Source organism: Candidatus Thiosymbion oneisti (assembly GCF_004359955.1).
GTDB classification, from domain to species: domain Bacteria; phylum Pseudomonadota; class Gammaproteobacteria; order Chromatiales; family Chromatiaceae; genus Thiosymbion; species Thiosymbion oneisti.
Genome location: NZ_SMSC01000019.1, coordinates 25,732 through 39,895 on the forward strand (window position 1 = coordinate 25,732; position 14,164 = coordinate 39,895).

A 14,164-nucleotide genomic window follows, 5' to 3' on the forward strand; every position below is an offset into this window, starting at 1 on the left:
TAGGTTCCGGTAAGCATCGGGGTGAGGTTGCCGCCGCACTCCAAAACGTCCGGTGGGACCCTTCCATGATCGTTGGCAGTCCAGAATCCATAAAGAGCCAAGACCTAATGATTCCGCTACGGCTGGTGGCTGGCGACTGGAAGCCGGGAAAACCGTTCCGTCAAGACCATGTTTCTGGGAAGCTTTATACATACTCTCCCTGAGCGCATATACCCACCGCAGGCAATCGGTGATAATGAGCGATAGCGTCCAGTCCGGCAGCTCGTTTTATCGAAGTTACCAGGTAGTACAGGTGCCTAAAGTCATCATCTACACGACCGGAATCTGCCCTTACTGCACCCGGGCCAAACACCTGCTTCAGCGCAAGGACATCGAGTTCGACGAGATCCGTATCGACACCGATCGGGAGCAAATGCGGATCATGATGGAACGCAGCCGGCGCCACACGGTCCCTCAGATCTTCATCGATGACTTTCACGTCGGCGGCTTCGACGACCTGGCGGCCCTGGAGGCACGCGGGGAGCTCGACCCCCTGCTGGGACGATGAGCGCAAACACCGCCGGCGGGGACGCCGATCTTCGCCTCGATAAATGGCTCTGGGCCGCGCGCTTCTTCAAGACACGCCGACAGGCGGTGGAGGCCATCAACGGGGGCAAGGTCCAGATCAATGGCCAGCGCACTAAACCGGGAAAGGCGATCCAGGCGGGGACACACCTGGTCATTCACAAGGGCTCCCTGCAATGGGACTTGGTGGTCAAGGGCATCTCTCGGCAGCGCCGTCCGGCCTCCGAGGCCGCTCTGCTTTATGAGGAGAGCGAAGCGAGCCGCCTACGTCGCCAGGCCCAGGTGCAGGAGCGGCGTGAGAGCGGTGCTGCCGCACCGGGGGCCAGGGGCCGCCCCAACAAGCGGGAGCGGCGGCTGATCCAACGCTTTACCCGCAAAGCGGATGACTAATCCGGTACGGCAAATTCCTTTTTGCCGCAAATGAACGCAAATCGGTCGCAATCGATTTGCCGTCAGTGGTGTGAATCCTGACTTGTCACTGCTTACCGGGCCTTTTCGTTTCACCACAGAGGCACAGAGAAATCAGAGCATTTCCTGCATGCTTTCGCCATGCTCGCCGGGTCTGAAGAAAAATTCCTCGGTGTACTCTCTGGGTCCTCTGTGTCTCTCAGGGCGAGCGCGTATAAATCCTCCCGAAAACATGATCTTGTAGGTTGGGCAAGGGCCGTAAGATATGGTGAGCGCAGCGAACCGCATCTTTGGACGGTGCGCCGTGCCCAACGAAATGTTGATGTTGGGCACGCCGGATCGTCCCTGATCCGGCTTTGCCCAACCTACGAGCCGGCAGGATGCCGGCGCTCCCAGCTTTGCCCAATCGACACGGCTGGTAGTAACTTGTTAATCAAAAAGAAATTTATACGCGCCCGCCCTGCTGTGTCTCTGGCGTTGAATGGCGGCGTATTTATGTACTATCAAGCGAAATGATGTACTAGGCACCGGCGGACATGGATAACGAGGTATTCCGTAAGACCTACCGCGCCATCAACGAGCGCTTCTGCCCATTCGAGAAGAGCATCCTGACCAACAACTGCGGATGCAGCCGCGGACGGCGCTTTTGCATCGCCGAGCGCGAGGGGATCAACTGCGGCTCCGACGCGGCCCAGGCCCGGTGTCTGGAGCTGCTCGAGCTCTTGCGCCGGCAGGCCCGCTTCGCCTTAAAGGCCACGGACGAGGACGCGGCCCTGCCCCATGCCAAGGCCATGCGGGTCCAGGTCGGCGGCCTGCGTGGACTGCACGCCGTCGCGATGCCCGACGCGCCGATCCCGGAAACCATCGAGGACATCCACGGCATCATCGCGGCAGCACTGGACCACTTCCATACCTTGGCTGCTCTCCCCTACCAGCCCATCATCCGCCAGATTGCCGCCTACCAGGGACGCCGGCGGCTGCGCCGTCCGCGTTGAGTCAAATTAAGTCGCGGCTCGATGAACGGAACCGGTAGGGTGGGCTGTGCCCACCACTACCGTGTGACTGGTTCGCGATCCCCAACTCGGCCAACTGGCGGTGCCGCCAGAAGCCAGCCTGCTTCGTAACAACTCACCACCGGGCCCGTACCCGACGCTTCAACCACCCGGTGTCAATTTGACGCGCCAATCACCGCGGCTAATGGCAGCAGCTTCGCAGCAGGCGCGTCTTACCCGACCTACCTGGGCTACCGCGCGCGATCAGGTGTTCGGTGGGCTGGCCCTGCGCCCTACACGTCTCCACCCGCTTCAGGCCGCGAGCAGGCCTCCGGGGGGCCAGGACCAGGTCTGTCGTCAGGTCCTCGGGGCTTCCGGTCCGATAAATCACGACACCTTTATTCTCCAGGGCCTCGGCGGCCGCCCGGACGTTCGGCGCATAAGGCGGCAGCGGACCAGCGAGCTTGTGCGCCTGCGCGTCAAAGCAGCCACAGCCGTATCCCTCGTCCGCACTCAGGGCCTGGCGCAGGATGGCCAGGATGTCTCGAGGATTCAGCCCGGAAGACCGCGAAGAACTCCGCCATTTTCGCCAGCGACACCCCGAGCCTGGCGGCGAGACCGAGGTCGAACGCGGGTGGCGGCAGGTAGTCCACTTGAATTTGACGGGGACGCGTCAGACGCAGGCTGGGGCGTCCGGTCAACAACGCCGATGGTCGCCAGTAGCCTCGATGGTCGATTAACGAGCCGATAGGCATCCACCCCGGCCGCCTTAACGTCCGCTTCCTCTTCGGCACCGCTAAAGGCGATAATCGGCAGTCGGCGCAGCCAGCGTCCGAAGCTGAATTACCCGGACCCACGACGGGTCAGTGCCAGGCAAATCCAGCTTTTCGGCGATGGGTATTAATGAGCAGACATGCGCCTGCACCTGCAGCGGATCCCAGGCCTCCGGCCCCGTCGACGGCTTGTCCACCGCCAGGCCGGCGTTGGTCAGACTGAGTGCCAGCCCAGGTCGCGGTTGAGGGGCCGAGTCGTCCACCAGCAGCACCGGCAATCCACCGGTGTCAGCAAAGGTAACCCCCGGATTCGGACCGGCCTCCAGGACCGGACGCGGGCGCGGATCAGCTCGGCCTGGCTGCGGCGAGCGACCAACTCCCGCATCCCGACGCACCCGCGTCTTGCCGCGGGCGATGTAGGGCAGCTCGGCGGTGTGGGCGACGATGGGGATAGCCGCCACCGCGTCGGTGCCTGTTCCCCAGGCCTCGCCCCATCGAGGAGCGCTCAGCGGCGCCTCGCTAGCCGTTCGCGACCGGCATGTTGAGATCCAGCGGGGATCCAGGTCATAGGGTTAGTGCGCGCCAGCTCGATGGCCTGGCGACCGTCCTTACCTCGTCGATCACACCACCTCCAAGGGGCGCGAGCTGTTGTTGCACCACCGCGCGGTGGAGAGGACTCGTCATCGACCACCAGGCGCTTACCGCAGGCACCGCAGGCCGGGCCGCGGCGATGATCAGGCCTCGTCGGCGGCCAGGTTCTCTCCACCACCGCCAAAGCTGAGGGTGAACTCGGTGTATTCCCCAGGACCGAATCACAGGTAATGCTCGCCGCCGAGGAATGCATCCACCCGTTTGCAGTAGGCAGCCGAGGCCGGTCCACCCTGCTTTGCCGGCGGTAAAGAAGCGATAGAAGAGCCGCGCCAGGTCCGGTTTGGGGATGCCGGGGCCGGTGTCGCGAAAGTACACCCGGTTATGCGCGTCCCCGCACGCCAGCCGGATCCGGATCTCGCCCTCGCCGCGGTGTCTGAAATAATAGAGGGCGTTCTTCATCAGGTTGAAGAGGACGAAGATATACAGGGTCTCGTCGATGCGGAAGCTGAAATCCTCCTGCGCCTCCAAATGGACCCGCCCGCGTTCGCCCGCGGAGTCATAGCCATACTCGTCGAGCGCCTTGTGGGTGGTGCGGGCGGCCGAGAGATAGACGAAGCGATCGGAATCGATCGGCCGCTCTCGGATCTCGTCCAGGATCATATCGATGATCTGGATCCCGCGTTTGACCGCCATCTGGCCGTGACCAACCCCCTGATAGATGCGTTCGAGGGACGTCTCATCCAGGGCCGCGGTCGGTCGCTCCGGGTGATAGACCGGCAGTTGGTTTTGGATACTATTGAGGCTGTGGCGGAGCTGTCCCAGCGGATTGCGCATCTCATGGGCGATACCGCCAGCCAAGGATTGCAATGCCTGGTTTTTCTCTAGGGCGACCTCTCCTCGCTTTTTCGTAAAATTGAACAGTATCGCGCACAGCATCGCCATGGGGATTGGGAGCATGTATTCGATGATCTCGGTGGTCAGGACCAGGTGGCTGCCGGTGGTCCACACAAAGCCCAGATACCCGATCGCCATGCCCGCGACCAGGAAGAACGTCATCAGGAAAAGATTGGGAACAAATATTACGAACACGAGAAACATCATGGTCTGACAGACCAGCCACATCCCGGACAGGTCATTCATCAGCATCAGGAAGGTGAAGATGACAGGCAGGGTAAAGGTCAACCACAGATACCAACAGAGATTCAACCAGGGCTGGAATCTTACCGGGTAGTGTTTATAGAAGATAAACGGGATAAAGCTGATGCCCGAGGCGAAGCGCAACCAGGCGGATTCATAGGGTTGGGGCAGAATGGCCGTCCAGATCAGATAATAGAGCGGATGGGCCCACCAGCCGACATATCTGGCAAACTCCAGCGTGATCTGGTTGCGTGCATAATCCCGGCGGAGAAACTCGATCGATCTGGTGAACCAAGCGACAATGACGGAACCTATGAAGGCCATGGTGCTAGCCCCTCCCCAAGATACAAAAGCGATAGTGGTTATAGATCGCCTCCCCGATACCCAAGACGGATCCGGCAGCGGCGTCTTCCTTTATTTCGAGATGATATCGCCTTGCCAGCGGGCCCATGTCATCGAACCCGGTGACAAAGGGTTCCCCCAGCTTCCGCATTGTCTGAATGAAATTCTCTGCCTCGCGGATGCCGGTGGTCCCCTCGATGATCGCCTTGGACACATAATCGAACCAAAATCGGGAACCGGGTGCCATAACCCTGGTGATGGCACCGAAGATGCGGTCGATATGCCGGTCGCGAAAATACATGGAGCCGCCCTCCCAGATGAAGTAGGTAGGGACACTGGAATCAAAACGACCGCTGGCTGACAAGACCGCATCGATCGCCTGGGTCTCCAGGTCGATCTCGAGATTATGGATCTGCCGATCCCTGGTGTAATCAAAGATCCGCCGGCGTTCATTCAGCATCACCGGCAGATCCAGGTCATAGACGGTGGCCCCTTCGAACTTCAAGCGCCAAAAGCGGCTGTCATAACCGGCGCCGATATTGACCACATTGAAGCTGGCCTGTTTCTGCGTGAACTCCCGTGCGAATTCCGTGACGTTCCGGTCTAGGTGCCGGGTCCTGCCCGCCACCAGATGTTGCAGTTGCGGCGTGCCCATGCCGAAGCGTCTGGCCAGGGTAATGCCCTGCTTGCCCGCCAGCATAAAGGCATAGGGGTCGTCGAAGCGCCGCTCGGCCACCGGTCGCTCCTGCTCCAGGGCGCGCAGGCCCACAATCAGCTTGGCGGTGGTCTTGGTCTTGTGCTTATAAAGCAGATCGGTCTGCCCCTGGTCAAAGGCATGCCGCTTCATACCCGCGAGGTCTTGCACCCAATAGGTGAAATCGGCCTCCGCCACCAACTGGTCGCCATTAAACATCTCCACCGGGATCGTGGCTACCAGCTTCCGGCTGTTGGTGAATCGTCTCGCCAAGCCCTCCCACCTCGGCTTGTCGATGCGGGCCTTGCAGATCAGGTTGTGGCAACTGGGGACGTGCCAGCGGATCACGGCCTTGGCTCCCCACATATAGCCCGCATTGTCATCCACGGACGGCCAAAATCCAATGATGGGGACCAGATGCAGGAGGGAGGCCAAGGCCAGGCCGCCGGTGTAGTCGGCGGCAAGCAGCATCAAGGCCGCCTGGTGGGTAATGTATTGATTCGACGCATTGGGGGTCAGGGGGAGCTGGGTCTGGGCATACCCGCGCTCGATGGCGGTAATCTCCCAGTCCAGAAAGTCCAGCACCGGGACGGATTCACGAAAGGAGTCCGTCAAGGCGGCAAGGTCGAAGCGTTGATCCCGATCGTGCTCCCAGGCATCGATGGAGTACAGCAGGAATTTGGGACTGAAATAGAGGTCCCTTGCCGGGTGACCGGCGCTGCCGATGGATGCGGCCGCCCCCCCTCGGCCCGGCTGTTTACGCGTGTCTTGAGGCATTACAGGGGGAGTTTCGGGCCTTACAACGGATTGTTTAAGTGAAGCTTCAGCCATGCAGCCCTCCGTACCGGGAGCACGGGCGGGATGCCGACTCCCGGTTGCTCACCCTTGGGGGTTGGGCCCGCGACTCGAGACGAATCGCCGGCGTGGTCCGTGCATTTTGGCACAGCCGGATGTCCATGATGTGGGATGGCTCTAGTACCAGGTTTCATCCAATTTTGCTGGTTGTCATTTCGAGCGAAGCGAGAAATCCTTGTCCCGACGAAGGAGGGATCTTGTGACTCTGTGGTTGTCTCATCGTCACAGATCTCTCCCTTCGGTCGAGATGACAGAGACTGGTTTTACCGAAAATTTTGCTGAAACGGGGTACTAGTCGGGATGCGAGAGACGGCAGGGGTGGAGATCAAACACCAATGCCGTTGAGTTAAGCCCCAAAGCCCCTCTCCCGGTGGGAGGGTGTCGCAAAGGCCCCTCTCCTGCCGGGAGAGGGGTTTCGATCACAAACGGTGCCGGTGACGCTTAACTCGACGGCATTGGACTGGAGTGCGCGCCGTGGGTACGGACCTCACCAGTCTCGCAGGCCCAAGACTGGTTGTTAACCGAAGTGCCGAACTCAAAGCCGGTCATACTCGGCATCGCCCCCTCGCTGCGCTCGGGGCAGGCTCTCTCCCGGCGGGAGAGGGGCTTTTGCGACCCCCTCGGTGGGAGCGGGGGTGCAGCTCGTAGGTTGGGCAAAGCCGCCAGGGACGGCGGTGTGCCCAACACACTGTTATTAGCCATGTTACACTTAAATGTTAACCACTACCCTGCCCTGTAAGACCTGCCATACTCATCGCATCACCGATGCGGTTCGCGTCTCCTCGCAGTGCCACCCGGTAAGACCTGCCACGCTCACCGCATCCTACACCCAACGTGAGCCCGTAGGTCAAGTCAGGCCCCGTGCCGACACAGGAAGGAGCCTGGCCGCCACCCGACCGAGGTGGCTAACATACGGCGGATGGGGCAGGCTTATCCGCCCTACGCGTGCTTACTGGGTGTGAGCCGCGTAGGATGGGCAAAGCAAGCGTTCGGCAAGGGTCCTTAAAGGTTTGATCATGCCACGGCGGTTCCCGAGCCGCGACTGTTTGTAGGATGCACAAAGCGAAGCGTGCCCATCAAATCCGGCTAGGGATTGATGGGCACGCTGCGCTTGCTACACCCTACCGCGCTGCCGCGGTTCGGGAACCTGTGCGGGACGATCTAAACCTTGGACCATCTTGCCGGACGCTTGCTTTGCCCATCCTACGGACTGTCCCACAGGCCGCTCCTGATCGAAATTCATTGGAATGGTATCGTAAACAACACCGGCTGGTGCAAATTACTCGAGAGCATTACTCCCTCTCAAATCCTCAACAACAGCCGCGCCGGGTCTTCCAGGGTGTCCTTGATGGTGACCAGGAACTGCACGGCGTCGCGGCCGTCGATGAGGCGGTGGTCGTAGGACAGGGCCAGATACATCATGGGTCGGATCACCAGCTCACCCTGTGCCGCCATGGGGCGGTCCTGGATCCTGTGCAGGCCCAAAATGGCGCTCTGGGGCGGATTGAGGATGGGGGTGGAGAGCAGGGAGCCGAAGACGCCGCCGTTGGTGATGGAGAAGGTGCCGCCGGTGAGTTCCTCGTAGCTCAGGGTGCCGTCTTTGGCCTTGCGGCCGAATTCCAGGATGCCCTGCTCGATGTCGGCCATGGTGAGCCGGTCGCAGTTGCGCAGGATGGGGACCACCAGGCCGCGGGGGGAGCTCACCGCCATGCCGATGTCGTAGTAGCCGTGGTAGATGATGTCCTTCCCGTCCACGGAGGCGTTCATGACCGGGAAGCGCTGCAGGGCCTCCACCACGGCCTTGACGAAGAAGGACATAAAGCCTAAGCGCACGCCGTGGGTCTTCTCGAACTGGTCCTGGTAGCGCTTGCGCAGCGCGATCACGGCGCTTAAGTCCACCTCGTTAAAGGTCGTAAGGATGGCGGCCGTCTGCTGGGCCTGGACCAGGCGCTCGGCGACCCGGGCGCGCAGCCGCGTCATGGGGACCCGTTGCTCCGGCCGCCCGGCCTCGCCGGTGAGGCGCGGCTGGTCTGCCGTGGAGAGGGGGGCAGGGGCGGTCGCATCCGGCTCGGTGGGCGGTTGGGCCTGGGCCTGTTCCCGCTTTTGGGCATCCAGGAAGGCCGTCACGTCTGCTTTCTGCACCCGTCCATCCTTGCCGCTGCCGGGGATTTCCGCAGGGTCCAGATGCAGCGCCTTGACCAGCCGCCGGGCGGCTGGGGCGAGCACCGGCTCCGTCGGTGTCGCCGCTGCCGCCGCTTCCGCCGCTGCCGGGGAAGACGCCGGCTCCGTGACGGCGCCTGTTTCGATGCCTGCTTTGGCGTCTGCTTCGGCGCCTGCTTCGGCGCCTGCTTCGATTAGGGCCAACAGGGTATCGGCCTGGACGGTCTCGCCCGCCGCTACCTTGATCTCCCCGAGTACGCCGGCGATGGGGGCAGGGACCTCCAGCACCACCTTATCCGTCTCCAGGTCGACCAGATTTTCTTCTCTGCGCACCGTCTCGCCCGGCTGCTTGTACCAGGCCAGCACCGTGGCGTCGGCAATGGATTCGGGCAGGGCGGGGACGCGCACTTCAGTGCTCATACGGGGATCCTGCGATTCATGCTCGGGTTGATGCGGCCGGTGAGGGCCTCGTCGATCAGCTGCTCCTGCTGCTCGACGTGGACTGCGCGCAGACCCACGGCAGGGGCGGCCGACGTGGGACGCCCCACATAGAAGATCTGCCCCCCTTGCGGCCGGAGGGGGACGAAACGGTGCTTGATCTGGTCCCAGGCGCCCTGGTTCTGGGGCTCCTCCTGGCACCAGATGAGCTGCCCGGCGGCGGCATAGGGCGCGATGGCCTCCCGCAGCAACTCGGTCGGGAAGGGGTAGAGCTGCTCGATACGCAGGATGGCGGTATCGCCGATCCCACGGGTACGACGGGCCTCCAACAGATCATAGTAGACCTTGCCGCTGCACAGGATGATACGCACCACCTGGGCGGGATCCATGGGGTCCAGCTCGCCGATCACCGGCCGAAAGCGGCCTTCCGCCAGCTCGTCCAGACTGGAGGTAGCCAGCCGGTGACGCAGCAGGCTCTTAGGCGTCATGACGATCAGCGGCTTGCGATAACCGCGCAGCATCTGGCGCCGCAGGAGGTGGAACATCTGGGCCGGACTGGTCGGGACGCAGACCTGGATGTTGGACTCGGCGCACAGCTGCAGGAAGCGTTCCAGACGGGCGGAGGAGTGCTCGGCCCCCTGGCCTTCCATGCCGTGGGGCAACAGCATCACCAGGGAACAGCACAGATCCCACTTGGTGCCGGCGGAGGTGATGAACTGGTCGATGACCACCTGGGCGACGTTGGCGAAGTCGCCGAACTGGGCCTCCCACAGGGTCAGGGCGTTAGGCTCGGCGGTAGCATAGCCGTACTCGTAGCCGAGCACCGCCTCCTCCGACAGGATGGAGTCGATGGCGATGAAATCACCCTGATGCGCGCCCAGATGCTGCAGCGGGGTGTAGCTATTGCCGGTGGCCTGATCGTGGATGACCGCGTGGCGGTGAAAGAAGGTGCCGCGGCCACAGTCCTGCCCGGACAGGCGGACCGGGAAGCCGGCATCGACCAGGGTCGCGTAGGCCAGGTTCTCGGCAAAGCCCCAGTCCACCAGTTGGGCCCCGTTGGCCATCTTGCGGCGCTCGTTCCAAAGCTTGGACACCCGGGGATGGAGCTCGAACTGCGGGGGCACCGCGAGCATGCGTTCCGCCAGCGCCTGGAGCTGCTCACGCGCGACCCCGGTGTCTGTGGGATGGTCCCAGGGTACGATCCGGCAGTCCTTCCAGTTCACCCGGTAGGCATTGTCGAGCCCGCACATGACCGGCCGGGCGACCACCACCCCCTGCTCGATCGAGGTCCGGTAGTCCTCGATCATAGCCACCGCCTCCTCCCTGGATAGGATGCCGGCGTCCGCCAGGCGGTCCGCGTACCGGGCGCGGGGGGTGGGGTGGGCGCGGATCTTCTTATACATCATGGGCTGGGTGACCGCCGGCTCGTCCGCTTCGTTGTGACCCAAGCGGCGGTAGCAGATCAGGTCGATGATCACATCCTTATGAAACGCGTTGCGGAAGTCCAGCGCCAGCCGGGTGACGAAGACCACCGCCTCCGGGTCGTCGCCGTTGACGTGGAAGACCGGGGCCTGGACCATCTTGGCCACATCGGTGCAATGGAAGGTCGAGCGGGTATCCAGCGGGTTGCTGGTGGTAAAGCCGATCTGGTTGTTGACCACCACATGGATGCTGCCGCCGGTGGCAAAGCCCCGGGTCTGGGACAGGTTGAGGGTCTCCATGATCACCCCTTGGCCGGCGAAGGCCGAGTCGCCGTGGATCAACAGGGGCAACACCTGCTCGCCGGCGGAGTCCCGGCGGCGGCGCTGGCGGGCCCGCACCGAGCCCTCGATCACCGGGTCGATGATCTCCAGGTGCGATGGGTTGAACCCCAGGGCCAGATGCACGGCCCCGCCCGGCGTATCCACATCGGTGGCGAAGCCCAGGTGATATTTGACATCCCCGGCCAGCTCCTGCCAGTCGGGCAGGGGGCGGCCCTCGAACTCGTCGAAGATATCCTGGGGCGGTTTGCCCAAGATGTTGGTGAGCACATTGAGCCGACCGCGGTGGGCCATGCCGATCACGATCTCCTTGATCCCCTTGCGGCCGGCGCGTTGGATAAGCGCATCCAGCAACGGGATCAGGGCCTCCCCGCCCTCCAGGGAGAACCGCTTCTGGCCCACGTAGCGGGCGTGCAGATATTTCTCGATGCCTTCGGCGGCGGTGAGCATGGTCAATAGCCAACGCCGGGCGGCGGCGTCGAGCTCGGGCTGCGCCCGGCCGCCCTCGAGACGCTTCTGGAGCCAGCGCTTCTCTTTGGTACCGGTGATATGCATGTACTCCGAGCCGACCGTCCGACAGTAGATCTCCCGGAGCAGAGCGATGATATCCCGCAGCCGCATGCGGTCCGGGGCATACAGGGAGCCGGTGTGGAAGACCTGATCCAGATCCGCTGCCTCCAGCCGATGATAGGCCGGGTCCAGATCCGGGATCGCGGGGGGCTCGCGCAACCGCAAGGGGTCCAGATCGGCGATCTGGTGACCCCGGAAACGGTAGCCGTTGATCAACCGCAGGACCGCCGCCTGCTGCTCCGCCGCCGCCGGCTCCAGGCGCTCGGTGGAGCGCGCCAGCGCCCGCCCGCGGCTCTCCTGGGCCAGGCGCAGGAAATTCCGGCGCACGGGTCCATGGGGAATTTCGGGGGCGGGGACCTCGTCGGCCGCCTCCGGACGCATGGCATCGAAGCGCACCCGCCACGCGAGATCCACGCCCTCCGGGTCCTGCAGATAACGTTCGTAGAGATCCTCGATAAAGGCGGCATTACCGCCGTACAGGGCGGTGGAGGCGCGGAACAGCTCGAGCAGGGCACTCATGACGGCAGATGCGGCGGTAACGCGGGGCCAGCATGTAATAAAGTCTTAATTATAGCAAAGAGATAGGGGAAAATAGCGGGAAATGACTTTAGACGGAGCGAAGGCCTATACAGCTTCCCGAAGACATGCCTTATTAAACCACAGAGAACACAGCGGACACTGAGAAGGGAACCCGTCAATTCTCTGTGTTCTCTGTGGTTCAAAATCAAACCACAGGACCCTAGGGGGAAAGCCGGTTTTTCCTATAGGAAAACACGGCTCAAACCCAAGCCTCCCCGCACTCGCAGTAGGGGGAGGACCGTAGGGCGGGTCAGGCGCGTGCTTGGGTGTTCGGTCGAGGACCGTAGGGCAGGCAAGCGCAGCGCATCCCGCCACAAGCCTGGCCGGCGTTACACGGGTCACCTGTCAACGCTGGAGCGTTGGGATTTGCTCCCACGCTGGAGCGTAGGAGCCAGAGAGATCCCTCCTGCGTCGGGACAAGGCTTCATGACGCTGGAGCCTGGGAGCCAGAGCGCGTGTTGAGGACCCACCGGAGCGTCTTGAACACTCACCGGAGAGTCCTGAACACTCAACGATGAGTGTTGAAGACTCACCGGAGAATCTTGAACACTCACCAGAGAGTCCTGAAGACTCACCAGAGAGTCTTGAACACTCACCGGAGAGTCCTGAACACTCAACGATGAGTGTTGAAGACTCACCGGAGCGTCTTGAACACTCAACGGAGAGTCCTGAACACTCAACGATGAGTGTTGAAGACTCACCGGAGAGTCCTGAAGACTCACCAGAGAGTCTTGAACATTCAACAGAGAGTCCTGAACACTCAACGATGAGTGTTGAAGACTCACCGGAGAGGTTCGGAGCCTCAACAGAGAGCCCGCGTAGGGCTGTGGCTTAATTTTGAACCACTAAGTATAAAGGGGTCATCCATCGCCATGAAGCCACCGAACTGCGACCATTGCCTGCGACCGACCCAGACCAGCCGCATTGCCAAGGAGCTGCTGGAGCAACGCCGCCCCATCAACCTGATCGGAAAGCCAGGCCAGGGCCGGGGCCGTCTGCTTGAGGACCTGACGCGCATCGACCCCGACGCCATTCTCTGGTTACGGGCGGACCTCAAGGAACATCGCTACAGCTTTGCCGGGATGCTCAAGACCCTGTGGAACCAGACCGGTCTCACCGGCCATTCTCCGCGCACCCTCGGGGGCCTGATCGACAAGCTCGCCGACGACCAGCGGCCGGTCTGCCTGCTGCTGCACCACCTCGACGCCATCCTCAATAATCCCGGCCTCGATAAGGGCTTCGATGTAGCCTTCCTTGATGCCCTGAATGCGCTCAAGAACCGCGGCATCTCCCTCCTCTGTGTCACCGAGCGTGCCCACAACCGTTATCTGATGATGACGAAATCCGGCGAGCGGCGGGTCTCGACCCTGACCCTGGAGCCCGAAGCGCTGAGACCACTCTCCCAGGCCGAGATCAGATCAGAGCTCGACCGCTGCCTACCGGATCTGGACGAGAACGACCTGGATCTGCTTGCCGATGCGGTGCTCAGGCACTCGCGGCCTCTCTCCTTTCTGGACTACGTGCGGAAACAGCTCCAGGACGGCGATGCTGCCGAACAAGCATTCAAGGAACGACTGAACCGTTGGGGGGACGCATTCAAGGCCCTGGACAAAGGCATTGCCGTCGCTGATGCCAATAAGCTGCGCCAACGGGTGGCCACTTGGTGCCGTGCCTTGGGATGCAATCGCATCAAGCTCCCCTTAGCAGATCTCATCAAGCAGCTCGGGCGCCGGCTTGCGGGGAAAGGTTAGGGGGTGTTCTCAATTAACAAACGATCTAATCCTCACTATCTCGAACCACGGATAGACACGGATTGGTCTCCATCCGAATCGATCCGTGTTCATCCTTGGTTCTCTTTCCGGTTGTTATCTGCACTAACCAATGGTTTTCACAGGCTAGATGGCCGCAACATCCCACAGGTCCGCTCCGAGACACTCCGCGGCGCGGAGCTTCCGCGTTCCCACGCAGCGCGTGGGAACGAGAGAATCAGCTGGTCAGCGTAGGGTCCGCTGCGCGGACCTTTGGCTCGTTCCCACGCTCCAGCGTGGGAATGCCATTATGGCCGTTCCAGCGGCCAAGGTTTCATGACGCTGGAGCGTCAAGATCCCTGCTCCGTCGGGACAGGCTTACTCCCACGCTGGAGCATGGGAGCTAGAGGAAAATTATTTTTCCGCAAATGAACGCGAATCAACGCAAATCGGTCGCAAAAGATTCCATTATTGGCTCGTTCCCACACTCCAGCGTGGGAATGCCGTTATGGCCGCTCCAGCGGCCAAGGTTTCATGACGCTGGAGCGTCAAG

At 62.0% G+C, this 14,164-nt stretch carries 9 protein-coding genes; 4 read left to right on the forward strand and 5 right to left on the reverse strand.

The features are described from left to right. Window positions 1-292 precede the first annotated feature (292 nt). From grxC to E1958_RS12295, 3 genes are all read left to right on the forward strand, one after another. Complete coding sequence (grxC, locus tag E1958_RS12285) at window positions 293-547, forward strand: glutaredoxin 3 (RefSeq protein ID WP_089723738.1); 255 nt, start codon at window positions 293-295, stop codon at window positions 545-547. After that, entirely contained in the window at window positions 544-954 is a 411-nt protein-coding gene (locus E1958_RS12290; protein ID WP_133512136.1) for an RNA-binding S4 domain-containing protein, read from the forward strand. The genes grxC and E1958_RS12290 overlap by 4 nt, the downstream gene beginning before the upstream one ends. Before the next feature lie 554 nt (window positions 955-1,508). Further along, complete coding sequence (locus tag E1958_RS12295; RefSeq protein WP_133512137.1) at window positions 1,509-1,967, forward strand: hypothetical protein; 459 nt, start codon at window positions 1,509-1,511, stop codon at window positions 1,965-1,967. A gap of 793 nt (window positions 1,968-2,760) precedes the next feature. On the opposite strand, the gene E1958_RS12300 is transcribed toward E1958_RS12295, so the two are convergent. The 5 genes from E1958_RS12300 to E1958_RS12320 form a co-directional block, all read right to left on the reverse strand. After that, window positions 2,761-3,198, reverse strand: coding sequence for a hypothetical protein (locus E1958_RS12300; RefSeq protein WP_133512138.1), 438 nt, complete (start codon window positions 3,196-3,198; stop codon window positions 2,761-2,763). Between the two features lie 103 nt (window positions 3,199-3,301). Continuing rightward, a complete protein-coding gene (locus E1958_RS12305; RefSeq protein WP_133512139.1) occupies window positions 3,302-4,789 on the reverse strand; it encodes a sensor histidine kinase in 1,488 nt (495 codons plus the stop codon). A gap of 4 nt (window positions 4,790-4,793) precedes the next feature. Next, on the reverse strand, window positions 4,794-6,278 hold the full coding sequence (locus E1958_RS12310) for an SAM-dependent methyltransferase (RefSeq protein ID WP_165742277.1): 1,485 nt from the start codon (window positions 6,276-6,278) through the stop codon (window positions 4,794-4,796). A gap of 1,380 nt (window positions 6,279-7,658) precedes the next feature. Next, a complete protein-coding gene (gene odhB / locus E1958_RS12315) occupies window positions 7,659-8,936 on the reverse strand; it encodes a 2-oxoglutarate dehydrogenase complex dihydrolipoyllysine-residue succinyltransferase (protein ID WP_133512141.1) in 1,278 nt (425 codons plus the stop codon). Beyond that, window positions 8,933-11,803, reverse strand: coding sequence for a 2-oxoglutarate dehydrogenase E1 component (locus E1958_RS12320; RefSeq protein ID WP_089723934.1), 2,871 nt, complete (start codon window positions 11,801-11,803; stop codon window positions 8,933-8,935). The genes odhB and E1958_RS12320 overlap by 4 nt, the downstream gene beginning before the upstream one ends. A gap of 932 nt (window positions 11,804-12,735) precedes the next feature. Between E1958_RS12320 and E1958_RS12325 the strand changes: the two genes are divergently transcribed. After that, on the forward strand, window positions 12,736-13,614 hold the full coding sequence (locus tag E1958_RS12325) for a hypothetical protein (RefSeq protein ID WP_133512142.1): 879 nt from the start codon (window positions 12,736-12,738) through the stop codon (window positions 13,612-13,614). Window positions 13,615-14,164 lie beyond the last annotated feature (550 nt).